24 protein-coding genes are annotated in these 23,586 nt (G+C 73.7%); 13 read left to right on the plus strand and 11 right to left on the minus strand.

The window, feature by feature from the left end; all coding sequences use genetic code 11:
- Positions 1–13 precede the first annotated feature (13 nt).
- Positions 14–712 carry a hypothetical protein gene (locus tag O2V61_RS04445; RefSeq protein WP_269182117.1) on the minus strand — a complete coding sequence of 233 codons (699 nt, stop codon included), beginning with the start codon at positions 710–712 and terminating at the stop codon, positions 14–16.
- Between the two features lie 110 nt (positions 713–822).
- Between O2V61_RS04445 and O2V61_RS04450 the strand changes: the two genes are divergently transcribed.
- Together O2V61_RS04450 and O2V61_RS04455 are read left to right on the plus strand one after the other, a co-directional pair.
- Positions 823–2,019: an acyl-CoA dehydrogenase family protein gene (locus O2V61_RS04450; protein WP_269182118.1), complete on the plus strand. Its 1,197-nt coding sequence runs from the start codon at positions 823–825 to the stop codon at positions 2,017–2,019.
- 94 nt (positions 2,020–2,113) lie between these two features.
- Entirely contained in the window at positions 2,114–3,052 is a 939-nt protein-coding gene (locus O2V61_RS04455; RefSeq protein WP_269182119.1) for an NADP-dependent oxidoreductase, read from the plus strand.
- A 97-nt stretch (positions 3,053–3,149) separates the two neighbouring features.
- Here O2V61_RS04455 and O2V61_RS04460 read toward each other — a convergent pair whose 3' ends face one another.
- Positions 3,150–3,824: a DNA alkylation repair protein gene (locus tag O2V61_RS04460; RefSeq protein WP_269182120.1), complete on the minus strand. Its 675-nt coding sequence runs from the start codon at positions 3,822–3,824 to the stop codon at positions 3,150–3,152.
- 98 nt (positions 3,825–3,922) lie between these two features.
- On the opposite strand from O2V61_RS04460, the gene O2V61_RS04465 reads away from it, so the two are divergent.
- Complete coding sequence (locus O2V61_RS04465; RefSeq protein ID WP_269182121.1) at positions 3,923–5,461, plus strand: acetolactate synthase large subunit; 1,539 nt, start codon at positions 3,923–3,925, stop codon at positions 5,459–5,461.
- A gap of 12 nt (positions 5,462–5,473) precedes the next feature.
- Here O2V61_RS04465 and O2V61_RS04470 read toward each other — a convergent pair whose 3' ends face one another.
- Positions 5,474–6,931, minus strand: coding sequence for a sodium/glutamate symporter (locus O2V61_RS04470; protein ID WP_269182122.1), 1,458 nt, complete (start codon positions 6,929–6,931; stop codon positions 5,474–5,476).
- A 116-nt stretch (positions 6,932–7,047) separates the two neighbouring features.
- Positions 7,048–8,313: a DUF3152 domain-containing protein gene (locus O2V61_RS04475; RefSeq protein WP_269182123.1), complete on the minus strand. Its 1,266-nt coding sequence runs from the start codon at positions 8,311–8,313 to the stop codon at positions 7,048–7,050.
- 659 nt (positions 8,314–8,972) lie between these two features.
- On the opposite strand from O2V61_RS04475, the gene O2V61_RS04480 reads away from it, so the two are divergent.
- The 6 genes from O2V61_RS04480 to O2V61_RS04505 all read left to right on the plus strand — a co-directional run bounded on the left by O2V61_RS04480 (position 8,973) and on the right by O2V61_RS04505 (position 13,188).
- Entirely contained in the window at positions 8,973–10,220 is a 1,248-nt protein-coding gene (locus O2V61_RS04480; RefSeq protein WP_269182124.1) for a CpaF family protein, read from the plus strand.
- Positions 10,217–11,080 (plus strand): type II secretion system F family protein, encoded by an 864-nt coding sequence (locus O2V61_RS04485; protein WP_269171068.1) that lies wholly within the window; start codon positions 10,217–10,219, stop codon positions 11,078–11,080. The genes O2V61_RS04480 and O2V61_RS04485 overlap by 4 nt, the downstream gene beginning before the upstream one ends.
- A 70-nt stretch (positions 11,081–11,150) precedes the next feature.
- Positions 11,151–12,092, plus strand: coding sequence for a type II secretion system F family protein (locus O2V61_RS04490; protein ID WP_269182125.1), 942 nt, complete (start codon positions 11,151–11,153; stop codon positions 12,090–12,092).
- Between the two features lie 28 nt (positions 12,093–12,120).
- Positions 12,121–12,327 carry a hypothetical protein gene (locus O2V61_RS04495; protein WP_269160612.1) on the plus strand — a complete coding sequence of 69 codons (207 nt, stop codon included), beginning with the start codon at positions 12,121–12,123 and terminating at the stop codon, positions 12,325–12,327.
- Positions 12,317–12,724: a TadE/TadG family type IV pilus assembly protein gene (locus tag O2V61_RS04500; RefSeq protein ID WP_269182126.1), complete on the plus strand. Its 408-nt coding sequence runs from the start codon at positions 12,317–12,319 to the stop codon at positions 12,722–12,724. The genes O2V61_RS04495 and O2V61_RS04500 overlap by 11 nt, the downstream gene beginning before the upstream one ends.
- The gene (locus tag O2V61_RS04505) at positions 12,721–13,188 is read left to right on the plus strand and encodes a hypothetical protein (protein WP_269182127.1); all 468 of its coding nucleotides are present in this window, start codon (positions 12,721–12,723) and stop codon (positions 13,186–13,188) included. Before O2V61_RS04500 ends, O2V61_RS04505 begins: the two co-directional genes overlap by 4 nt.
- Positions 13,189–13,211: 23 nt before the next feature.
- Here the strand turns inward: O2V61_RS04505 and O2V61_RS04510 are convergent, their stop codons facing one another.
- The 3 genes from O2V61_RS04510 to O2V61_RS04520 form a co-directional block, all read right to left on the minus strand.
- Positions 13,212–13,556: a hypothetical protein gene (locus O2V61_RS04510; protein WP_269182128.1), complete on the minus strand. Its 345-nt coding sequence runs from the start codon at positions 13,554–13,556 to the stop codon at positions 13,212–13,214.
- Positions 13,557–13,752: 196 nt separating this feature from the next.
- Positions 13,753–15,327, minus strand: coding sequence for an FMN-binding glutamate synthase family protein (locus tag O2V61_RS04515; RefSeq protein WP_269182129.1), 1,575 nt, complete (start codon positions 15,325–15,327; stop codon positions 13,753–13,755).
- A gap of 132 nt (positions 15,328–15,459) precedes the next feature.
- Positions 15,460–16,395, minus strand: coding sequence for a sugar phosphate isomerase/epimerase family protein (locus O2V61_RS04520; RefSeq protein WP_269182130.1), 936 nt, complete (start codon positions 16,393–16,395; stop codon positions 15,460–15,462).
- Between the two features lie 427 nt (positions 16,396–16,822).
- On the opposite strand from O2V61_RS04520, the gene O2V61_RS04525 reads away from it, so the two are divergent.
- Positions 16,823–18,454 carry an ABC-F family ATP-binding cassette domain-containing protein gene (locus O2V61_RS04525; protein ID WP_269182131.1) on the plus strand — a complete coding sequence of 544 codons (1,632 nt, stop codon included), beginning with the start codon at positions 16,823–16,825 and terminating at the stop codon, positions 18,452–18,454.
- Positions 18,455–18,512: 58 nt separating this feature from the next.
- Here O2V61_RS04525 and O2V61_RS04530 read toward each other — a convergent pair whose 3' ends face one another.
- Positions 18,513–18,743: a hypothetical protein gene (locus O2V61_RS04530; protein WP_269171075.1), complete on the minus strand. Its 231-nt coding sequence runs from the start codon at positions 18,741–18,743 to the stop codon at positions 18,513–18,515.
- A 198-nt stretch (positions 18,744–18,941) separates the two neighbouring features.
- On the opposite strand from O2V61_RS04530, the gene O2V61_RS04535 reads away from it, so the two are divergent.
- Genes O2V61_RS04535 through O2V61_RS04545 form a run of 3 tightly spaced genes read left to right on the plus strand, consistent with a single transcriptional unit; the run spans position 18,942 to position 22,429 of the window.
- Positions 18,942–19,178: a hypothetical protein gene (locus tag O2V61_RS04535; RefSeq protein WP_269182132.1), complete on the plus strand. Its 237-nt coding sequence runs from the start codon at positions 18,942–18,944 to the stop codon at positions 19,176–19,178.
- A complete protein-coding gene (locus O2V61_RS04540; RefSeq protein WP_269182133.1) occupies positions 19,175–19,918 on the plus strand; it encodes an ABC transporter ATP-binding protein in 744 nt (247 codons plus the stop codon). Before O2V61_RS04535 ends, O2V61_RS04540 begins: the two co-directional genes overlap by 4 nt.
- Positions 19,919–19,921: 3 nt before the next feature.
- Complete coding sequence (locus O2V61_RS04545; protein WP_269182134.1) at positions 19,922–22,429, plus strand: FtsX-like permease family protein; 2,508 nt, start codon at positions 19,922–19,924, stop codon at positions 22,427–22,429.
- A 10-nt stretch (positions 22,430–22,439) separates the two neighbouring features.
- Here O2V61_RS04545 and O2V61_RS04550 read toward each other — a convergent pair whose 3' ends face one another.
- From O2V61_RS04550 to O2V61_RS04560, 3 genes are all read right to left on the minus strand, one after another.
- Entirely contained in the window at positions 22,440–22,625 is a 186-nt protein-coding gene (locus O2V61_RS04550; RefSeq protein WP_269182135.1) for a hypothetical protein, read from the minus strand.
- A 141-nt stretch (positions 22,626–22,766) separates the two neighbouring features.
- The gene (locus O2V61_RS04555; RefSeq protein ID WP_269182136.1) at positions 22,767–23,003 is read right to left on the minus strand and encodes a hypothetical protein; all 237 of its coding nucleotides are present in this window, start codon (positions 23,001–23,003) and stop codon (positions 22,767–22,769) included.
- A 117-nt stretch (positions 23,004–23,120) separates the two neighbouring features.
- Positions 23,121–23,357, minus strand: coding sequence for a hypothetical protein (locus O2V61_RS04560; RefSeq protein WP_269182137.1), 237 nt, complete (start codon positions 23,355–23,357; stop codon positions 23,121–23,123).
- Between the last annotated feature and the right edge of the window lie 229 nt (positions 23,358–23,586).

A 23,586-nucleotide genomic window follows, 5' to 3' on the forward strand; every position in this document is an offset into this window, starting at 1 on the left:
GTCAGTGTGCCGGTCAGGCGCCGATCGCCTCGGCAGGCAACGCGGCGATGCGGGTCGCGATCGACCGGCCCGCGGCGGCGGTGATCTCGGGATCGTCGCCGATCAGCACCGAGAGCACCTGGCCCCGCGCCTGGGCGAGGACGACCTGGGTGGTGCCGTCGCCGAGGCGGTACTGGAAGACCACGCTGTTGGCGGCCAGGCCCTCCGCGCTCGGGCCGGGCTCGAACGTGTACTCCTCGACCGGGCAGCGGGCGAACGCCTCGACCAGCTCCTGGACGGCGGCCGTCGCGGCGGCCGGGGTCGCGTAGGCGATCGCCTCCGACGACAGCTGCGCGGTGCCCTCGGCGTCCAGCCCCACGACGGGCTGCTTCGCCGTCCGCTGCGACTCGGAGGCGAAGGTGTAGCCGCAGATGCCGTCGAGGCTGGGGTTCCCCGCCAGGTCGGCGTCCGAGGGGACCGGGTTGGCCTGCACCGACCAGCCCCCGGGGAGGTCGGCTGCCCGCAGGGCGGTGGCCACGATCGCCCGGGCCGGGTCCTGTGCGGCGGCGGGGTCGGCCGCTGCCGCCGCCTCGGCGGCCGCGCCGGCCGGGGCGGGCTCGGCGGTGCCCGCGCTGGTCGCCGCAGCGTCGGCGGGCTCCTCGCTGGCCCCGCACCCGGCCACCGCCAGGAGGGCAACGGCAACGGGGACGAGGAGGCGATGGCGGTGCGTCACCACAGCGACGGTAACCGCTGCAGCTGGGCGGCCGAGACGCCGCAGGACCGGCCCGGCCGTGCCCCATACTCGCCGGTAACCGAGACACCGTCGTCCCGAGGAGCGTGCGCATGACCCGCCTGGCCCAGACCGCGGACCTGACCGACGTCCAGATCGAGATCCTGTCGACGGTCCGCAGATTCGTGGACAAGGAGATCATCCCCAGGGCCCAGGAGCTGGAGCACGGGGACCTCTACCCGACGGAGATCGTCGAGGGGCTGGCGGAGATGGGCATCTTCGGGCTCACCATCGGTGAGGAGTTCGGTGGGCTGGGGGAGTCGCTGCTGACCTACGCGCTGGTCGCCGAGGAGATCGCCCGCGGCTGGATGAGCGTCTCCGGCGTCATCAACACGCACTTCATCGTGGCGCACCTGATCACCCAGCACGGCACCCCGGAACAGCAGGCCGACTACCTGCCGCGGATGGCCACCGGCGACCTGCGGGGCGCGTTCTCGATGTCCGAGCCGGAGCTGGGCAGCGACGTCGCGGCGATCCGGACGAAGGCCACCCGGGACGGCGACGAGTACGTGATCAGCGGCTCGAAGATGTGGCTGACCAACGGGGAGAACGCCACCCTGGTCGCCTTCCTGGTCAAGACCGACGAGGGCAGCGACTCCCCGTACAAGAACATGACCACGTTCCTGGTGGAGAAGACCCCGGGCCTGGGCGAGCGGCTGCCCGGCTTCGCCATCCCCGGGCGCATCGACAAGATGGGCTACAAGGGGATCGACACCACCGACGCCAGCTTCGACGGGTTCCGGATCGGCGCGGACAAGGTCCTCGGCGGGCAGCCCGGGCGCGGTTTCTACCAGATGATGGACGGCGTCGAGGTCGGCCGGGTGAACGTCGCCGCCCGGGGTTGCGGGGTCGCGATCCGGGCCTTCGAGCTGGCCATCTCCTACGCCCAGCAGCGAGAGACCTTCGGCAAGCCGATCGCCCAGCACCAGGCCATCGCCTTCAAGCTCGCCGAGATGGCCACCAAGGTCGAGGCGGCCCACACGATGATGGTGCGCGCAGCCAGGCTGAAGGACTCCGGCGCCCGCTTCGACGTCGAGGCCGGCATGGCCAAGCTGCTGGCCAGCGAGTTCGCCAGCGAGGTCACCCAGGACTCGTTCCGCATCCACGGCGGCTACGGCTACTCCAAGGAGTACGAGATCGAGCGGCTGATGCGCGAGGCGCCGTTCCTGCTGATCGGCGAGGGCACCAGCGAGATCCAGAAGACGATCATCAGCCGCGGCCTGCTCAAGGAGTACGCCAGCAAGCGCTGACCGGTCCCCCGGGTCCACCAAAATGGCCATTTTGGTGGGGCCAGGGCCAGGGGCAGGTGGAACATCGGCGGGGGGTGGGCGCCTTGCACTCGGCATGAGAGCTGCAGGAGTGACGGAGTTCGGTGGACCGGAGGCCCTGCGCCTGGTCGACGTGCCGCAGGAGCCGCTGGGTCCTGGACAGGTGCGCGTGCGGGTGACGGCCGCAGCGGTCAACCCGACCGACACCTACGCGCGCAACGGCACCTACGCACAGCGTGACCCGGTCAAGGAGTTCCCCTACGTGCCCGGCATGGACGTCGCCGGGGTGCTGGACGAGATCGGCGACGGCGCGGACACCGACATCCACGTCGGTGAGCACGTGATGGGCGTCGTCGTCCCGACCGGTGCCCACGGCGGCTACCGCGAGGACGTCGTGCTGCCCGCCGGCTCGATCGCCCGCGCCCCCGACGGCGTCGGCGACGCCGCGGCGGCCACGCTGCCGATGAACGGGCTGACCGCCCGGCTCGCGCTGGACCGGATGGCGCTGCAGCCGGGCCAGGTGCTCGCCGTGACCGGCGCGGCCGGGGCGTTCGGTGGTTACGTCGTCCAGCTGGCCAAGGGCGAGGGGCTGACGGTGGTGGCCGACGCCAAGGCCGAGGACGAGCAGCTGGTGCGCGACCTGGGTGCCGACGTCGTCGTCCGGCGGGGGGACGACGTCGCGGCGCGGATCCGCGAGGAGTTCCCCGACGGTGTCGACGGGCTGGCCGACGGCTCGGTGCAGGACGCCGCCGTCCTGCCCGCCGTGAAGGACGGCGGGGCGGTCGCGACGGTCCGCGGCTACCGCGGCGACGGGCAGCGCGACCTGCGGGTGTTCCCGGTGATGGTGCGCGACTACGCCGAGGAGCACGCCAAGCTGGACCGGCTGCGCGAGCAGGTGGAGAAGGGCGAGATCACCCTCCGCGTGGCGCAGACCTTCCCGGCGGCGAAGGCCGCGGAGGCCCACCGCCGGCTCGAGGCCGGTGGCGTGCGGGGACGGCTGGTCCTCACCTTCTGACCGCGGTAGGAAGGCCCGCATGAGACGTCGGCGCCGCAGGCGCTCGTGGGGGTCGCTCTGGTCGTGCGGCTGCACGGGGGAGTGCGACTGCTGCGGGTCAGCCGGCTGAGCTGCCCAGGTGCGTGGCCGCCTCCCGGCGGGAGAGCGGGCTGAGCTCGTGCTCGGCGAGGAACCGGCGCACCCAGTCGGGGTCGGTCTTGGTGTGCTCGCGCAGCGCCCAGCCGATCGCCTTGCGGACGAAGAACTCCGGGTCGTCGGCGTTGACCTCGATCACCTCGGTGAGCAACGCGGTGTCGGTGCGCTCCTTGGCGCCGAGCTGGGCGATGACGGCGCTTCGCCGCAGCCAGCGGTCCGGGCTCCGCGCCCAGCTCTGGAGCACCGGCCGCAGCTGCGCCGGGTGGGCGAGCAGCAGGTCGCGGACCCGGGGTTGGACGCCGTCGACCAGGTCCCACCACGCGCCCGTGGTGATCATCTCCTCGCACAGCGGCAGCAGCCGCAGGTCGCCGCGGGAGGCCGGCAGACCGGTGAGCGTGATGGCGGCGTGCCGTTCCTCCCGGGCGGACGCCTCCTGCCACAGTTGACCTGCTGCCCGTTCGACGTCCGCGGGGTGCGTCGCCGCGGCGGCCCGGACGATCCGGCGGACCTCCGGCAGCCGCACCCCGAGGCAGGGCTCCGCCGTCTTCAGGTAGGCCTGCATCGCCCGGCCCCGCTCGGGGTCCGCGGCCGCCCGCAACGCGGCACGCACCTCGGGGACCAGGTCGGCAGCGGCCACGCCGGTGATCCTGCCGCAGTCGGATCGCCGCCCGGGAGTCCCCGTGCGAGGCTGCCGGGAGGTCGCCCGCCGGTGCGCGGCCCTGGTCGGGAGGTCCCGTGAACGGCGCGCAGGCAGTCATCCGCACCTTGGTCGACGGCGGGGTGGACGTCTGCTTCGCCAACCCCGGCACCTCGGAGATGCACTTCGTCGCGGCGCTGGACGACGTCCCGGAGATGCGGGCCGTGCTCACCCTGTTCGAGGGGGTCGCCACCGGCGCCGCCGACGGGTACGCGCGGATGACCGGCTCGCCGGCGGCCACGCTGCTGCACCTGGGGCCGGGGCTGGGCAACGGGATCGCCAACCTGCACAACGCCCGCCGGGCACGGACGCCGCTGGTCAACGTCATCGGCGACCACGCGCTGACCCACAAGCGGCTGGACGCACCGCTGGAGTCCGACATCGACGCGCTGGCCGGCACGGTGTCGGGGTGGGTGCGCCGGTCACTGGCGACCAGTGAGGTCGGTGCGGACACCGCCGACGCGATCGCCGCCGCCGCCCGCGGTCAGGTGGCCAGCCTCGTGCTGCCGGCCGACGTCTCCTGGAGCGACGGGGCGCGGGTGGCCGCCGTCCCGGCGCGGCGTCCGCTCCCGCAGGTGCCGGCCTCCCTGGTCGAGGAGGTGGCCGGCGTGCTCGGCGGTTCGACGATGCTCTTCCTCGGCGGCGACGCGGTGCTCGAGCCCGGGCTGCGGGCCGCTGCCCAGGTCGCCGCGGGCACCGGCACCCGGCTGCTGTCCCAGCGGTCGCCCGCGCGGATGCAGCGCGGGGCCGGGCTGCCCGACGTCCTCAAGCTGCCCTACGCGCCGGACAGCGCCCGGAAGCAGCTGGACGGCGTGCAGCACCTGGTGCTGGTCGGCGCGGCCGAGCCGGTGGCGTTCTTCGGCTACCCCGGCATGGACGGCCGGCTGGTGCCCGAGGGCTGCACCGTGCACGTGCTGGCCGCCCCGGGGGAGGACGGCGTCGCGGCGCTGCAGGCACTGGCCCAGCTGACCGCCCCGGACGCCGTCCCGGAGCTGGCCGAGGCGCGCCGTCCGGACCTGCCCACCGGGGAGCTGGACACGAAGGCCCTCGCCGAGGTGGTCGGCGCGCTGCTGCCCGAGCGGGCGATCGTCGTCGACGAGGCGCTGACGAGCGGGCACTTCCTGCCCAGCGCGACCGTCGGTGCGCCGGCGCACGACTGGCTGACCCTCACCGGTGGCGCGATCGGGCAGGGCATGCCGGTGGCGGTCGGTGCCGCGGTGGCCTGCCCGGACCGGCCGGTGGTCTCGCTGCAGGCCGACGGCAGCGCGATGTACACGATCCAGGCGCTGTGGACCCAAGCCCGCGAGCGTCTCGACGTCACCACCGTCATCTGCGACAACAGCGCCTACGCGATCCTGGCCGGCGAGCTGGAGAGCGTCGGGGCGGCCGGCGGCGGGGAGCGCGCCGGGAAGCTGCTGGACCTGGGCGGGCCGGCGCTGGACTTCGTCGCGCTGGCCACCGGGATGGGCGTGCCGGCCACCCGGGCGAGGACGGCGGAGGAGCTGGCCGAGCAGTTCCGTGCCGCGCTGGCCGAGCCCGGGCCGCACCTGATCGACGCCGTCCTGCCGCGCGGCTGACCCGCCGCCGGGTCAGGGGCCGCCGTCGGGTGAGCTGTCCGCGACCCGGGCCTCCTCCTCGGCCGGTGAGCGACGCCCGAAGTAGAAGATGCCGATCCCCAGTGACACGGCCAGCAGGACGGCCATGAAGACCAGCAGCGGGACCGCGCCGAACTGGGCGATCAGCGGCAGCGACGCCGCGGTGACCAGGCCGCCGCCGAAGAAGGGCTCGAAGGCCAGCTGCTTGTAGCCGAAGGCCTCCATCGCCGGGGTGGCGGCGTTGGGGTCGGCGACCCGGATCAGGATCAGTCCGGTGGCCGTGACGCCGAGGGACTGCCCGAGGTCGCCGATGCCGCGCTCGAACCAGAACCGCGGGATCATCCGGCGGGCCAGGAAGACGAAGACCCCGACGTTCCAGGACAGTCCGGCGACGGCCAGCAGCAGGAAGGTCACCCAGTTGTCCGCGATCGCCTGGATGGACAGCGTCGCCAGGGCGCTGATGATCAGCAGGTCCAGCGCGATGCCCTGGATCCGCAGCATCATCTGCCGGTCGACGATGCCGGTGTAGTCGAAGCGGTCGACCAGCTTCTGCACCGCGACGCCGCCGATCATCGCCAGCGGGAACAGCGGCACGTACTCGAAGAGCTCGACGGTGTCGGCCCACAGCAGCCGCTCCAGCGCCTGCAGCCCCTCCAGCAGGGCGAGCCCGACCAGGATGGCCACGGCGACGATGGCGAAGTGGATGGCCAGCGGCTCGACCGAGGCGGTGCGCACCGTCAGCATCGCCGCCGGCTTCTGCTCCTCCCGCTCGTAGAGCCCGCGCTGCTCGGCGAGCGAGGTCTGCGCATCGCTCTCCAGCACCTCGGCGCGGCCGGTGTGCACCCCCCAGTTGATCAGCGCGATGCCGACGACGACACCGGCGACCACGCCCACCGTGGCCAGGCCGAGCGCGAGGTCCTGCCCCTCGGGGAAGCCGAGCTCGGCGAAGGTGTCGCCCAGCCCCGCCGCGGTGCCGTGACCGCCCTCGAAGCCGACCTCGATGAGCGCGCCGACCATCGGGTCCTGGCCGAGGAAGGGCACCAGCAGGAGGACGGCGAGCAGGAGCCCGATCACGTACTGGCCGGACGCCATGGTGACGCCGAGGGCCAGCTGCGGGCCGGCCAGTTCGGCGGCCTCCTTCACCTTGGGGATGCGCTCGCCGAGGAACAGCGTCGCGAAGACCACCGAGATGAGCAGGCCGGGCAGCGACGCCCAGACGTCGAGGAACTCGGCCGGCCACAGCCCGCCGGTGAGCGGCGCGCCTTCCCCGCCGATCGCCTCGGCGATCGAGCCGACCACCTCCGGGCCGATCAGCAGGGCCAGGAAGCCGCCGATGATCGAGCTGGGGAGGAAGAGCTTCTGGGCGATCCGCGAGCGGATCCGGATGAGCTTGGCGACCAGGAGCAGGACGCCCAGCACCAACAGGCTGAGCCCGATGACGTCGGCGGACACGGTGCCTCCCACGTGTGAGTCCGTGTGGGGGACCGGTCACGCCTGGTGGTCCCCGACGGGTGGGGAACACCCTGGCGGCTCACGTGCCCGCCGACAACCCCTGTTCGGCGCGGCGGTCAGTCCGCCAACAGCACCTCGGTGCTGCCCGTGGCCCGGTCCCACACGATCGACCCGCCCTGGAAGTCGCTGCGGCGCCCGCCCTCGACGGCGTACTCCCCGCTCACCGGGTAGCCCACTGGCCCCGCCTCCCAGGCCAGCTCCGACCAGCGAGCACGGATGGCGCCGTAGACCTCGTGGGCTCCGGTGTCGGGGGTCCAGTAGATGGAGGCGCCGCCGCTGCCGTTGAAGTGGTTGAAGCGCCCGACGCCGTCGGGGGTGGCCCGTTCCCCGGTCACCGGGTAGCCCAGTGGTCCGGTCTCCCAGGCGAGGTCTGTCCAGCGGGCGCGGATGGCGCCGTAGACCTCGTGGGCTCCGGTGGTGGGAGTCCAGTAGATGGAGGCGCCGCCGCTGCCGTTGAAGTGGTTGTAGCGGCCGATGCCGTCGGGGGTGGGGCGTTCGCCGGTCACCGGGTAGCCCAGTGGTCCGGTCTCCCAGCCGAGGTCTGTCCAGCGGCCTCGGATGGCGCCGTAGACCTCGTGGGCTCCGGTGTCGGGGGTCCAGTAGATGGAGGCGCCGCCGCTGCCGGCGTAGTGCTGGAACTGGCCGACCTGGTCCGGAGTCGGCTTCTCCCAGGTCACGGGGGGACCGAGCGCACCGTCGGCCTGGCCCAGCGCCCGGTAGAGCTGCTCGATGGCGGACCAGTTCACCGACACGCCCTGGTTGCGCCCGGCCTGCTCCCGTTCGGCGATGAGCGGCCAGACGTTGGCCAGGCAGCCCTGCAGCGAGATGGACTGCTGCTGCATCACCGCGGCCGTCTGGCCCCCTCCCGGGCAGTCCCGGTGGCCCAGGCCGAGCCAGTGCCCGACCTCGTGCAGGATCACGTACTGCTGGTACAGCGGGAGCCCGAGCGTCCAGGAGCTCGTGCCCAGGCGCCACCGCTCGTCGTTGATGTAGACGGTCCGACCGACCCGGCAGCTCCAGGTGCTGCTGCAGCCGGGCGCCGCGTTCCCCACCACGGCGGGGGAGGCGAGGACGAGGTCGAAGTCGGCGCCGGAGGGGACCTGCTGGAAGGCGAGCGTGCCGCCGAGGGCCCAGCCGCGGTGGTCGGCGAGCGTGTCGGCCGCCACGGCGGAGAAGTGGCCGAGATCGCCGGCGACCGCACCGCGCGTGGAGACGGTGTAGGTCACCGTCCGCTCCACCGCCTGGGCTGTGCTGGCGCCCGGGGTCAGGACCGTCGCGATCGCGATCAGCGCGATCAGACCGACTCTCACGTACCGGTTCATCTGCCGCCTCATCCCTCGCCGGCCGCGCGGTCGCGCGGCTGTGCGTGAGTCCCGGGTGAGCCTGGCAATGGGCAGGCTCGCGGTGCTGGTGCGTTCGATCCTCGGCGTTCGACTTCGGCCTGCACGGTAGCGAGCCGGCCGGGCAGTACGCGAGCCCACCAGCGCGCTGGTGGGCGGATCCCGCAGCCGCGAGGTGGCCATCGACGCGCAGGACGAATCACGTGGCGCTCTTCTTACAGCGACTGCACGTACAGGGGATGGCACAGGGTGCGCATGGCCGAGGGATCGGAGGGGCGGGTGGCCGCCGCTCGAGGCGCTCGCCATCGAGGCCGGTTCGCTGGGATGCTCGGACGTCTACCCGACGGAGGTGGGTCCTGTGGGCACCTGGCTGGTCCTGGTCCTGATCCTCGCCGCACTGGTGGTGCTGGCGTTCCTCACGTTCGCGGTCGCCACCCGCCGCAAGGTGGCCAAACGGCGCAGGCGGTAGCCGACGCGGGGAGGACTGCTGGGCGGCCTGGCCGCAGGCGTCGCCTGAACGGGTGAACCCTGCGGCTGAGTGGTCACTCTTCGTCCACAGGGCTCCCCGCGAGACGTGATCGTCCCCTTACAGTCGCTGGACTCATCTGACCAAGTGGCTGCTCAACGGGGGTGTCGTGCCGGTGGCGAGCTCTGCCGTCGAACTCGTCGACGGCGAGGTCCGTGAGCTGATCCGCCGCCGAGGGCTGGACCCGTTCGGCGATCCGGGGCCGGTGCGGATGCTCGTGCGGGACGTGGTCGCCGACTACTCCGAGCGCTCGCTGTCCTCCACGCTGCCGCCCGTGGGCGACCAGGAGGGCGTCGTCCGGGACGTGCTGGACCGGGTGGCCGGCTACGGGCCGTTGCAACGGTGGCTGGACGACCCGGAGGTCGAGGAGATCTGGGTCAACGAGCCGGGGCGGGTGTTCGTCGCCCGCCGCGGCCGCAGTGAGCTGACGACGACGATCCTGGGCGCCGGGCAGCTGGCGGACCTGGTCGAGCGGATGCTGCGCAGTTCGGGTCGACGGATCGACATGTCCACCCCGTTCGTGGACGCGATGCTGCCCGACGGGTCCCGGCTGCACGTCGTGATCCCGGACGTGACGCGGCGGCACATGGCGGTGAACATCCGGAAGTTCGTGCTGCAGGCGCACTCGCTCGACGAGCTGGTCGCGCTGGGCACGCTCACCTCGCAGGTGGCCCGCTTCCTGGAGGCCTCCGTCGCCGCCGGGCTCAACATCCTCGTGTCCGGCGGGACCCAGGCCGGCAAGACCACGATGCTGAACTGCCTGTGCGCGGCGGTGCCGGCCCGCGAGCGCGTGGTCACCTGCGAAGAGGTGTTCGAGCTGCGGGTGCCGCTGCCCGACGTCGTGGCGATGCAGACCCGGCAGGCCAACCTCGAGGGCGCCGGGGAGATCCCGCTGCGCCGGCTGGTGAAGGAGGCGCTGCGGATGCGGCCCTCCCGGCTGGTCGTCGGCGAGGTGCGCCAGGAGGAGTGCCTGGACCTGCTGATCGCGTTGAACTCCGGACTCCCGGGGATGTGCACCCTGCACGCCAACAGTGCCCGCGAGGCCGTGGTCAAGATGTGCACGTTGCCGCTGCTGGCCGGGGAGAACATCGGGCACGCCTTCGTCGTCCCGACCGTGGCCTCCAGCGTCGACCTCGTGGTGCACGTGGGCACCGAGCCCAGCGGTGCGCGGCGGCTGCGCGAGGTCGTGGCGCTGTCCGGCCGCACGGAGGGCAGCATCGTGGAGACCGCCGACGTCTTCACCACCCGCGACGGCCGGTTGGTACGCGCCGACGGCTACCCGCCGCACGCCGACCGCTACGCCGCCCACGGCTTCGATCTGACCGCACTGCTGGGTGACCCGGCCGAGCGGCGGACCGCGTGAGCGTGCCCGGTGGCCTGCTCGGGCTGGCCCTCGGCGTCGGGCTGCTGCTCATCTGGCGCAGCGGCGCCCGTGCGCCGGTCCGCCGCGCGGGCACGTCCCGGCCGGGACGGCGTCAGCAGCTGTTGGCCGCCGCGGGGCTCACCGGGATCAACTCCGCCCAGTTGCTCGCGCTGCAGGTCGCCCTCGGTGTCGCCGCGCTGCTGCTGGTGCTGCTGACCACCCAGACGGTGACGATCAGCCTGGCGTTCGGCGTCTTCGGCTCGGCGGTGCCGTACCTGCTGGTGCGCCGGCTGGCCGCCAAGCGCCGGGCGGACCTGCGGGAGGTCTGGCCGGAGGTGGTGGACAACCTGGCGTCGGCGGTCCGGGCCGGGCTGTCGCTGCCCGAGGCGCTGTCGGCGCTCGCCGTCCGAGGCCCGGAGGTGCTGCGGGGCTCCTTCGCCCGGTTCGCCGCCGACCACCGGTCCAGCGGCCGGTTCAGCGACGCGCTCGACCGGCTGAAGGACGACCTGGCCGACCCGGTGGGTGATCGGATCGTGGAGACGCTGCGGGTGGCGCGCGAGGTGGGCGGCAGCGACCTGGGCCGGGTGTTGCGCACGCTGGCCGCGTTCCTCCGCGAGGACGCCCGGGCCCGGGCGGAGCTGGAGACCCGGCAGGGATGGGTGATCCAGGCTGCCCGGCTGGCCGTCGCCGCGCCCTGGGTGGTGCTGCTCCTGCTCGCCACCCAGCAGCAGACCCTGACCGCCTACGACACCCCGGTCGGGACGGCGCTGCTGCTCATCGGCGGCGGGGTGTGCCTGCTGGCCTACCGGCTGATGCTGAAGATCGGGCGGCTGCCCGAGGACGTGCGGGTGCTCCAGTGAGTGAGCATCGCAGCGAGCGCCAGCGAGCGAGGAGCGGAACGAACGGGCCGCGCAGCGGCGTGATGTCGTCGTGAGCGCCGGGCTGATCGGCATGCTGCTCGGGTTGGTCGCGGCCTCCGGCGTGCTGCTGGCGGTGAGCTTCTCCCCGCCGTTCCGGCAGGTGCGGCTGGTCGACCGGCTCGCGCCCTACGTGCACGACAGCCCGGCGCCGTCCCGGCTGCTGGGCACGGCCACCCAGCCGGGGCTGCTCAGCGCCGCCCGGCGGGTGTTCGGGCCGGTGCTGGCCGACGGCGCCCGGCACGTCGACCGGCTGCTCGGGGGCCGGGTGGCGGTGCGGCGGCGGCTCGATGCGCTGAACGCCGACACGAGCGTCGAGGACTTCCGGATCGAGCAGGTCGTGTGGGGCGGGCTCGGGTTGCTGGGCGCCGCCGTCCTGTCGGTTGCCGGTTCGGCGCTGACCGGGTCGGTGAACCTGCTGTCGGTCGTGCTGCTGTGCGTGGCCGGGCTGGTCGGCGGGGTGCTCGGCCGTGACTGGTGGCTGACCCAGCAGGTGCAGCGACGCGAGGAGCTGCTGCTGGCCGAGTTCCCGGTCGTGGCCGAGTTGCTGGCGCTGGCCGTGACGGCGGGGGAGAGCCCGACCGCGGCGATCGCCCGGGTCACCCGGCTCTCCGGCGGTGAGCTGGCCCGGGAGCTGGGCGCCACGCTGGCCCGGGCCCGCGCCGGGGTGCCGCTGGTCGATGCGCTGCAGCAGCTGGCCGACCGCACCTCACTCGACCCGCTGGCCCGCTTCGTCGACGGCCTGATCGTGGCCATCGAGCGCGGCACCCCGCTGGCCGAGGTGCTGCGGGCCCAGGCCGCCGACGTCCGGGAGGCCGGCAAGCGCCGGCTGCTGGAAGCAGGCGGGCGCAAGGAGATCGCGATGATGGTCCCGGTCGTGTTCCTGGTGCTGCCCGTCACCGTCCTGTTCGCCCTGTACCCGGGGCTGATCAGCATCGTCTCGCTGGCGCAGTGACGCCGGTGACCGACAGAGAGGACCACGGATGCGTGCCTACGCGTTCCTTCTGACCGCGCTGGCTGCGCTGGCGGCCCGGCTGCGGGAGGACGATCCCGAGCGGGGCGACGTCCCGGGCTGGGTGATGATCACGGTGATGACCGCCGCGTTGGTGCTGGCGATCCTCGTGCCGTTCCGCGCGGCGATCGTGGAGGCGGTGTCGAACGCGCTGGAGTCCGTGACGAGTGCGCCGTGAGCGGCTGACGGACGACGGTGAGCGGGGGAGCGCGGTCGTCGACTTCGTGCTGGTCGGCGTGCTGATCGTGGCGCTGCTGCTGGCGGTGTTGCAGGTGGCGGTCTACGTGCACCTGCGCAACGTGGTGGTGGCCAGCGCGCAGCAGGGGGCCCGGTACGCGGCCAACGCCGGCGTGCCCACTGAGGCCGGGGCGGCCCGGACGCTGGAGATCGTCGGGCAGGCGACGTCGACGGGGACGGCGGCGGGGTTGGCGTGCGAGTCGGTGCAGGAGGTCGACGAGAGCGGGCTGACGCTGGTCGTCGTCCGGTGTGCCGGTGCGGTGCCGAGTCTCTTCGGCCCGCTGGGTGACCTGTTGCCGCTGTCGGCGACCGGGCGCTCGGTGGCGGAGACGCCGTGAGGTGGATCCGTGCGCGGCTGGGTGTCGGCGGCGGCGAGCAGGGGTCGGCGATCGTGGAGTTCGTGTTCATCGCGCTGGTGGTGTTCCTGCCGCTGGTCTACATCGTGGCCGGTTTCTCCGCCGTCCAGCGCGGGGTGTTCGCGGCCAACGCTGCGGCCCGGGAGGCCGGGCGGGCGATCGCCATGGCACCGGACGTGGCGACCGGGCAGGCGCGGGCGGAGGCGGCGGTGGCGATCGCGGTGGCCGACCAGTCGGTGGAGGCGACCGACGTCGTCCTGGCCTACGCGCCGGCGGGCTCGGGATGCGAGGCGGCGGGCAGCTATGCGCCGTCGCTGGTGCCGGGGGAGGAGTTCTCGGTGTGCGTGACGGTGACGGTGCGGATCCCGCTGCTGCCTGAGTTCATCGACGCGAACACCGCGACCGGGCAGTTCCTCGTCGAACGCGACCGCTACGTCGACGGCTGACCTCGCGAGGAGGGGCGCACGTGTCAGGTACGCACCGGGTGGTTCGCCCTCAGTGCTCCTCGATGCACGAGGGTCACGTGCGCTGCATAGACGGCGATCATGGCGACAGCGAGAGCGGCCACACCGGCCCATCGCCACGGGGTCAAGCCTTCGGCATGGGCGGCGACGTCGGAGATGCCGATGGCCAGGACCTCGAATGCCAGGAAGGCGACTCCGGCTGCGAAGAGGACCGAGGCCAAGCGCCCCGGCTCGTAGGCGAGGGCGATCGCGCCCGGCAGCAGGACCACGACGTAGAAGACCGTGATCCCAACGGTCCCCACCCAGCTGAACTCCGTAGCTCCGTCGGTCACCAGGGCGATCGCGCGCATGAGCAACCGTGTGAGCGCCGCACTGGCGATGCCCCAGACTGCAGCCACAGCGGTGCCCCTGGCAGTTGCACGCCCCAGCCGATGGATGTCCATGGCCGTCCTCAACTCGCTTGGACAGTCCCTCCATGCTGCTCTCGATGGCTGGAGAAGACCAGAGGACGACGGCTGAGCGGAGAGCCGTCCGAACTAGGCCGGCTCAGCCGGTGGCGGTGGTGGACGGCGGGGCGCTGCCGCCCTGCGGTGCCTCGCCGGTCATCAGCTGGACGATCTGCTCGCGGTCGGCCGCCGAGGGAAGTCCCCAGGTCGGCTCGTACTCGTAGACCTCGGTCAGCGGGCGTGAGGCGGTGCGGCCGGTGAGGATCTCCACCGCCGAGGTGTCGATGAGTCCGGGGTGCTCCACGCCGCAGGCCTCGGCGACCCTGATCAGGTCGCGCCGCAGCGTCTGGATGTAGGTGGCCGCCCGGACCGACTTCAGAGTCGGGTCCAGGCCGTGGGCGAGCCAGGCGTTCTGGGTGGCGACGCCGGTGGGGCAGGTGTCGGTGTGGCACTTCTGCGCCTGGATGCAGCCGATCGCCAGCATCGCCTCGCGGGCGACGTTGACCAGGTCGCAGCCGAGGGCGAAGGCGATGACCGCGTTGTCGGGCAGGCCGAGCTTGCCGCCGCCGATGAAGGTGACCTGCTCGTGCAGCCCGGCCCGGGCGAAGGTGGAGTAGACCCGGGCGAAGCCCAGCTGGAAGGGCAGCGAGACGGAGTCGGTGAAGATCAGTGGCGCCGCGCCGGTGCCGCCCTCGCCGCCGTCGATGGTCACGAAGTCCACGCCGCGGCCGGTGGTCGCCATGAGCTCGGTGAGCTCGTGCCAGAAGCCCATGTCGCCCACCGCGGACTTGATGCCGACCGGCAGCCCGGTCTCGGTGGCCAGCAGCTCGACCCAGTCCAGCAGGCTGTCGGTGTCGGTGAACTCGGCGTGCCGCGACGGGCTGATGCAGTCCACGCCCTCCGGGACGCCGCGGGTCTCGGCGATCTCGGCGGAGACCTTGGCCGCGGGCAGCACTCCGCCCAGGCCGGGCTTGGCGCCCTGGCTCAGCTTGATCTCCAGGGCCCGCACGGGGGCGGAGGCGATGAGGTCCGTGAGCCGGGCCAGGTCGAAGCGGCCGTGCTCGTCGCGGCAGCCGAAGTACGCCGTCCCGAGCTGGAACACCAGCTCACCGCCGTGCCGGTGGTGCCTGGAGATGCCGCCTTCGCCGGCGTTGTGCAGGCAGCCGGCCAGCGCGGCGCCGCGGTTGAGCGCCTCGACCGCCTGGCCGGACAGCGAGCCGAAGCTCATCGCGGAGATGTTGACCACCGACTGCGGCCGGAACGCGTGCGCCCGGCCGCGGGCGGCACCGAGCACCTTCGCACTGGGCAGTGGGGACCCATGGCCGGCCTGCACGGTGGTGGTCGGGACGGCGTGGCCGAACGTGCGGTGGTTGATCACCGGGTAGCCCGCGGTGAACTCCAGGTCGTTGTCGGTGCCGAAGCCGAAGTAGTTGTTCTCCCTCTTCGCCGAGGCGTAGACCCAGCGCCGCTGGTCGCGGGTGAACGGCCGCTCGTCGTTGTTCGCGGCCACCAGGTACTGCCGCAGCTCGGGGCCGATCGACTCCAGCAGGTAGCGGGCGCGACCGAGCACGGGGAAGTTGCGCAGCAGGGTGTGCTCACGCTGGAGCAGATCGCGGGCCGCGACCCCGGCGAGGGCGGAGAGTCCGGCGGCCGCGGCGCGGGTGGCCCAGGTCATGTCCCACTATGACCCGCCTGCAGCCGGTTCGGGACCGGTTCACCGCCGGACCCTGCGACGGGGATCCAGTCGGACAGGCGCGAGGGGGCGGCCCCGGTGAACCGGGACCGCCCCCTCCGGGATGGTGCTGCCTCAGTAGGTGACGGAGGTGAGGTAGTCCAGGCCCACCTCTGCGGCCTCGAAGGGGTCGAACGTCGGGTCGCCGAAGCGCGGGTCGTGCTCGACGACGTGGTAGCGGACGCGGTGGGCCGCGTCGAAGATCGCCGGGAAGTCGAGCGACCCACGGCCGACGATCTCGATCCGGTTCTCCAGCTCCGGGTTGAGGTCCTTGACGTGCAGCAGCTGGATCCGCTTGCCGTACTCCTCGACGACCTCGACCGGGTCGAGGCCGGCGAAGGCCACCCAGTACAGGTCGAGCTGGGAGACGACGTTCTTCTTCTGGGTGTGCTGCATCAGGATGTCGAAGGCGGTGCGGTCGCCGAAGACGGTGGTGAACTCGAAGTCGTGGTTGTGGATGAACAGCGTCTGGCCGGCCTGGCGCGCCTGCTCACCGACGGCGTCGAGGTACTCGGCGTACGCGATCCAGTCGGCCTCGGTCTCGAGCTCACCGATCCACGGGGCACCCGCGGTGCTGCCGGAGCCGAAGTACGTGATGCCGAGGGTGCGGTTGTCCGCGATGATCTGCGCGATGTCCGCCGGGTTGGCGGGGGAGCCCACGTCGACGTGCCGGGCCGACGCCTTGAGGCCGTACTCGTCCAGCAGGGCCGCGTACTCCTCGGCGGTCCAGCCGCTCAGCGTGTACGGCTCGACGTTCCGGTAGCCCATCTCGGCCAGCCGGCGCAGGACCTCCTCGTGCTGCGCCTGCTCATCGGTACCGCTGTTGAGGTAATCGGCGAACGTGTAGAGCTGGACCGAGATCTTGCTGAGCGGCACGCCGCGCTCGGCACACTCCCGGTCCGGTGAGCCCTTGCCGGGCGGGGCGGCGGTCGCTGTGCCGGCGAGGCCGACGAACAGCAACGCGGACAGGACGGCGACGAGCACGGCCCGCAGGCCGATCGGCAACTTCACGGTTTCCCCCTTGGCTGGTCACGTGGGCACACGACACCGCCGCTGGGAGGCCGCCCGCTGGCTGGGGCGGAGAAGACGCGACTGTGGCGTGCGCCACAACCTAGGGCCACTTGTGTCAGATGCAAAGCAGAAGTGGGACGAGGCCGGGCGGAAGGAGAGGGCTGCTCCGGGCGCGCCGCGGTCACCTGCACGTTGCTGTTCCGCCGGCCAGGCCGGGGCCGAAATCGGCGTGACGGCCCGGCCCGCCGGTGACTAGCGTGCCGGGCAGCAGTCCTCGACCAGGGAGCAGCGACATGGGTGGCAGCGGCGACATCTCCGGGTGAACCCCGGGATGTGTCCGGCAGGCGAGCAGCCGCCGGAGCCTCCGCTCGTCCTCGTCCACCGCCGGGCTGCCACAGGCGCCCGCGTCCCCCGCAGAGGTCCCGCCGTGCCCGACGCCTCCGTCGTCTGCTCCGCCCTGTCCTTCGCCTGGCCCGACGGCACCCCCGTCTTCACCCGGCTCTCCTGCACGGTCGGCCCCGGCCGCACCGGCCTGATCGCGCCCAACGGCGCGGGCAAGAGCACCCTGCTCGAGCTGATCGCCGGCGAGCTCCGGCCCGCCGCGGGCACGGTCACCGTCGACGGCGTCCTCGGGTACCTGCCCCAGTCGCTGCCGCTGGCCGGTGACCTGACCGTCGCCGAGGTGCTCGGCGTCGCGCCCGTGCTCGCCGCCCTGGCCGCCATCGAGTCCGGTGACGCCGCCGACGAGCACTTCGACACCATCGGCACCGACTGGGACGTCGAGGAGCGCACCCGTGCCCAGCTCGGCCGGCTCGGCCTCGGCGACGTCCCCCTGGGCCGCCGGCTCGACACCCTCAGCGGCGGGCAGGTCGTCACCCTCGGCCTGGCCGCGCAGCTGCTCGCGCGCCCCGACGTCCTGCTGCTCGACGAGCCGACCAACAACCTGGACGGCGACGCCCGGCGCACCCTGCACGCCGCGCTCGAGGACTTCCCGGGCTGCCTGCTCGTGGTCAGCCACGACCGGGCGCTGCTCGACCGGATGGACCGCATCGCCGAGCTCGACCGCGGCGAGCTGCGCACCTACGGCGGCGGCTTCACCGACTGGGAGGCCGCCGTCCGCGCCGAGCAGGAGGCGGTGGAGCGGGACGTGCGCACGGCCGAGCAGCAGCTCGAGCGGGAGAAGCGGGAGCGGCAGCAGGCCCGGGAGCGGGCGCAGCGGAAGTCCGGCAACGCCGCCCGCACCGTCAAGGACGCCGGCCTGCCGAAGATCCTCATCGGGAAGATGAAGCGGACCGCGCAGGAGACGGCGGGCCGGGCCGATGACGTGCACGCCGCCCGGCTGGACGGCGCCCGGACCCGGCTGGCCGAGGCCGAACGGGCGCTGCGCGACGACCGGGCGATCGTGCTGGAGCTGCCCGGCACCGCAGTGCCCACCGGGCGGACCGTGTTCGCCGGCGAGGGGCTGCAGCTGCGGCTGGGGGAGCGGGCGCTGTTCGCCGAGGGCGGCGTCGACCTCACCGTCCGCGGCCCGGAGCGGATCGCACTGACCGGCGCGAACGGCGCCGGGAAGTCGTCACTCCTCCAGCTGATGACCGGGGACCTCACGCCCGACGCCGGGGAGGTCCGGCGGGCCGACGGCCGGGTCGCCCACCTCTCTCAACGGCTGGACCTGCTCGACGACGACCGCACCGTTGCCGAGGCGCTGGCGGACGCGGCACCCGCGATGCCGGCGGCGGAGCGGATGAACCTGCTGGCCCGGTACCTGTTCCGCGGCAGCCGGGCGCACCTGCCGGTCCGGGCGCTGTCGGGTGGCGAACGGCTGCGGGCGACGCTGGCCTGCGTGCTGCACGCCGAGCCGGCGCCCCAGCTGCTGCTGCTCGACGAGCCGACCAACAACCTCGACCTGGTCAGCGTCGCCCAGCTGGTGAGTGCGCTGGCGGCCTACCGGGGCGCGTTCGTGGTGGTCAGCCACGACGAGAGCTTCCTGACCGACCTGGCCCTCACCCGGAGGCTGCGCCTGGCGTCAGGCCGCCTCCACGAGGACGCCGTTGGTCACTGAGCGCTGCCTCAAGGCGATCGAGGCAGCGCCCAGTGACCAACGGGGGAGCGCCACGACGTCAGCCGGCGATGCGGGTGCACTCCGGGCAGCGGTCGGTGCCGGAGAACGTCGTCCAGTCCTGATCGGCGACGGCGGACACCAGCACGCCACAGACCGACTGGTCCAGACCGTCGACGACCGGGCGGGCGACGGCATGGGTGACCTGGTCGCTGCTGCGCGGGTCGTGCGCCGTGGACGCCACGTGGGTGGCGGTGAGGTCGGTCCCGATCGTGGAGAGGCTCGCCGTCATGGGCAGCAGCCTGCCGCAGGAACATGACGATCAGACTGCGATGGGGCGTTGATCGTGCGATGGCTCGTCACACCGGCGACCGGCCCCGGAGCCCGAGGTAGCGCCTGCTGCACCGCAAGAGGCCAGGTCAGGGGATCGGAGAGCGGGCTCCGCACGACCAGCATCGGTGGGGACACCAGACCGACCGAGGAGCCCCCCGTGCCCGATCCGTACCGCCTGGACCCCGCGCCCACCGCCCAGCCCGTCGACCGCAGCAAGGCACCGGAGCCGACCCGCCCGCTGCGCACGCTGCTCTGGATCGTGCTGGTGGCCAGCATCGCCGGGAACAGCGTCACCTCGTTCAGCGCCGTCCCGCTCGCGGTGAGCATCGGCTTCGGCCTGCTGACCGCCGTCAGCGGCATCACGCTGATCAGCCTGCACGTGCGGCAGCGATGAGCACCGCCCTCGCCCCGGCGACCACCGTCGCCGTCGCGCTCAGCCGGGTGACCAAGACGCACCCCCACGGCGTCCGCGCCCTGGACGACGTCACGGTCGAGGTGCCGCGCGGCAGCTTCCTCGCCGTCATGGGGCCCTCGGGCTCGGGGAAGAGCACCCTGCTGCAGGTCGCCGCCGGGCTGGACACCCCGACCAGCGGGGAGGTCCTCCTCGACGGCACCGCGATCGGCGGGCTCGACGAGACCCGCCGCACCGAGCTGCGCCGCGACCGGATCGGCTTCGTCTTCCAGGCCTACAACCTGCTGCCGGCGCTCACCGTGGCCGAGAACATCACCCTCCCGCTGCGGCTGGCCGGGAAGTCGCTGGACCGGGTCTGGGTGCAGTACCTGGTCGACCGGGTGGGCCTGGGCGACCGGCTGGACCACCGGCCGGCCGAGCTCTCCGGCGGCCAGCAGCAGCGCGCCGCGATCGCCCGCGCCCTGGTCGCCCGGCCCGCCGTCGTCTTCGCCGACGAGCCCACCGGCGCCCTGGACCTGCACAGCGCCGCGGAGGTGCTCGACCTGCTCCGCGACCTGGTCGACGACCTGGGGCAGACGGTCGTGCTGGTCACCCACGACCCGGCCGCCGCCGCCCGCGCCCACCGAGCCCTGGTGATGGCCGACGGCCGGGTCGTCGACACCCTCGAGCAGCCGACCGCCGCTGACCTGGCCGGGCGCCTCGTCGCGCTGCGCGAGGGCTGAGCGGTGTTCGCGCTCGCCCTGCGCCTGGCCCGCACCCGGCTCACCGCGTCCCTCGCCGTCTTCGTCGCGGTGCTCGGCGGGGCGGCCATCGTCACCGGCACCGGTGTGCTGGCCGAGTCCGGGCTGCGCTCGCACCTGCCCGTCGACCGGCTCGCCGGCGCCGAGGTGGTCGTCTCCGCCGACCAGACGGTGCGGCCCAGCGCCGACCTCGCCGTCGCCCTGCCCGAGCGGGGCCGGGTGCCCGCCACGCTGGTCGACGAGCTGGGCCGGCTGCCCGGGGTGGACGCCGCCGTCGCCGACGTCGGCTTCCCGGCGGCGGTCCTGGACGCCGAGGGGGACGTCGTCGGCACCGCCGACCCGGTGACCGCCGGGCACGGCTGGTCGTCGGTCGGCCTGCTCGACGACCCGGAGGTCACCGGCACCGCGCCGACCGGTCCGGAGGAGGTCGCCGTCGACGCGGCGATCGCCGCCGCAGCCGGCGTGGGGCCCGGCGACCCGGTGCGGGTCGTGCTGGCCGGGCGCGCCTCCGACGCCCGGATCAGCGCGGTGGTCCCGGCCGGCGCGGGTGTCCTGGTCGACGACGACCGGGCCGTCCAGCTGGCCGGGCGGCCCGACACCGTGGACCTGATCGGCCTCCAGGTGGCCGGGGACGCCCAGGCGGTCGCCGACGCCGTCCGCCCGTTGCTGCCCGCCGGCACGATCGTCAGCACCGGCGATGCCCGCGGCGACGTGTCCCTGCCCGAGGTGGCCGCCGCCCGGTCCCTGCTGGTCGTGCTGGCCTCCTCCCTGACCGGTGTGCCGCTGCTGATCGTCGGGTTCGTGGTGGCCGGGGCGCTGACCGTGTCGATCGGCGGGCAGCGCCGCGAGCTGGCCCTGCTCCGCGCCATCGGCACCACCCCGCGGCAGCTGCGCCGGCTGGTGGCCGGCCAGGCGGCCGTCGTCGCGGCGGTCGCCCTCGTGCCCGGCATCGCCCTCGGGTACCTGCTGGCCGGGCAGTTCCGTCGCCTGCTGGTGCAGATCGGGGAGCTCCCCGACGCGCTGCCGCTGACCGTCGGTCCGCTCCCGGCGCTGGCCGCCGCGGCCCTGCTGCTCCTCGTCGTCCAGGTGGCCGCCCGCTCCGCCACCTGGCGGACCAGCCGGGAGCCGGTGACCCAGCTGCTGGCGGAGTCCCGGACCGGCCCGCGGACCTCCTCGCGCGGCCGGTACCGCGCCGGGCTGCTGCTCATCGCCGCCGCCCTGCCGCTCGCGGTGCCCCCGCTGCTGGCGCAGTCGCCGATCGGCGCGGCGTCCACCTCGCTGGCCGGCATCGTCGCCGCCATCGGACTGGCGATGGCCGGCCCCACCCTGCTCCGCCGGGTCACCGGGGGCCTCGCCCGCCGGCTGCCCGCCGGCACCTCGGCGCCCGGGTGGCTGGCGGTCGCCAACCTGCACGGCTACGCGATGCGCTCCGCCGGGGCGATCACCACCCTGGCCATGGCGGTCGTGTTCGTCCTCACCTACACGTTCGCCCAGACGACCGTGATCGACGCGACCACGGAGGAGACCCGGGCGGGCACCCTCGCCGACACGACGGTCGTCGCCCCCGCCCTGGGCGGCATCCCCGCCGGGTTGCTCGGCGAGGTGCAGGCCGTCCCCGGCGTGGAGGCGGTCGCCCCGGTCAGCTCGACGACCGTGCTCTGGCCGGAGCGGCTGCTGGGCGAGGAGGAGCTGACCGCCGGGCCGGCCCTGGTGCTGCCCCCGGCCGGGGCGGCGGTGCTCGACCTCGGCGTGCGGGAGGGCGACCTGGCCGACCTGACCGGCGCCACCGTCGCCGTCGGCAGTGGCGGCGCCCGCGCCCGGGACGTCGGCCTCGGTGACCAGGTGCAGCTGACCCTGGGGGACGGCGCACCGGTGGCGGCCCGGGTCGTCGCCGTCTACGACCGGGAACTGGGCTTCGGCCCGGTCGTCCTCTCCGCCGACCTGGCCGCGGGGCACACCACCGGCGGCCTGGCCGACAGCCTGCTGGTGCGCACCGACGGCGACCCGGCGACCGACCGGGCGCTCGCCGGGCTGACCGACCGGCCCGGCGTGACGGTGTCCGGCGGCGGGGTCGCCGGCGACCGCCCCGCTGCGCCCCCGGAGGTCTGGATCAACCTCGCGGTCATCGGCGTGCTGCTGGGCTACCTGCTGCTGGGCATCGCCAACGCGCTGGTCGCGGCCACCGCCCAGCGGCGCGGGGAGATCGCCACCCTGCGGCTGACCGGCACCACGCCGCGGCAGGTCCGCACCATGATGCGACGCGAGGCGGCGCTGGTCTCCGGTGCGGCGGTCGCGGCCGGCGTGCTGGTCTCCGCGGTGCCGCTGGCGCTGCTGGGCCTGGGGTTCCTCGGCCGTCCCTGGCCGTCGGGGCCCGGCTGGCTGCTGCCGGTCACGGCGCTCGTCGTCATCGGCATCGCGTTCCTGGCCATCGAACTGCCGACCCGGTCCGCGCTGCGGGTCCCGCCGGGCGACGCGCTCGCCAGCCAGGGGTGAACCGGGGTGCTCAGTTCGGGAAGCCGTCCCCGCCGGCCAGCGCGGTGATCGCGATCATCGCGGCGAAGAGGAGGGCGGTGACCACCAGCACCCCGAGGCACAGCACCCAGCTGCGGTCGCCGAGCCCCGGCCTCGTCGGCGCAGGCGTGGACTGCTCGGTGTCAGGGTGGGTGCGCTGTTCGACGGACACGCTCATGCGGACTCCCGGAGACGTCGGCCGTGCCGGCCGATGACCTGGGCGCCGTGGTCAGCGCCCGATCCGGACGCTAGGGAGCGCGGGAGCCGAGCACCCGAGGCCGGAGGTCCCGCGTCGAGGGACCTCCGGCCTCGAGGTGGGTCACTGGAGCGTGTCGCGGTTCTGGGCGTGCTCGCTGACCTGCGGCATCTCCTCGCCGCCGGAGCCGACCCGGACCGGCTCCCGGGCCGTCGTGCGGGCCCAGCAGAGCCGGCACAGGTGGGTGGGCTCCTCCGGCAGCAGCGGGTGGGCACCCAGCGGTTGCACCTGGACCCAGCCGACGGCGGCGGCGGAGTCGGACACCTCGGCGCACCGGTCGCAGCGGTACCGAACGGTCATGCGGATCGACCTCCTGGCCCGAGGGACGGCGGTGGCCCTCAGGAGACCAGCGTCCCCCTCTGCTGCCGAGATCGCACTCCGGATCCGGTCAGCGGCGAAGGGTGATCACGCGGTCGGTCAGCCGCCGCGGTTGGCCTCGGCCTGGACGACGCCGAGCAGCGCGGTCTGCAGCGTCTGGTCGCCGTGCTCGCCGCGATCGAGGGCCTCCTGGGCCGGTGCGGGGAGCTGGCGCACGTCGACGTCGTCCAGCCAGGTCGTGTCCCCGCCCACCCGGCGGCCGAGCTTGAGGGTGTCGCCCTCCCGCATCACCAGGTACTCCTCGCCACCGAGCTCGATCGTCGTTGATTCGCTCATGGCGTCGCCCTACCCGGAGCGTCGGCAGGTCTACACCCCCGCCGACACGCACACCGGCGGGCATCGGTGGCCGGGACACGCCGGATCAGAGCTGCCGGTGTTCACTCTTTCCGGGCTGACCGGCGTGGCGGATCTCCAGCTGTGCCCACTGTTGCCGATGGTCTGGCGGGGGCAGGAACGGCCAGGGAGTGCGCACGAGAGGCTCCGTGACGAACGAGCACAGGAGGTG

Origin of the sequence: Modestobacter sp. VKM Ac-2985 (assembly GCF_026967925.1) — a bacterium.
In the GTDB taxonomy this organism is placed as follows: Bacteria; Actinomycetota; Actinomycetes; order Mycobacteriales; family Geodermatophilaceae; genus Modestobacter.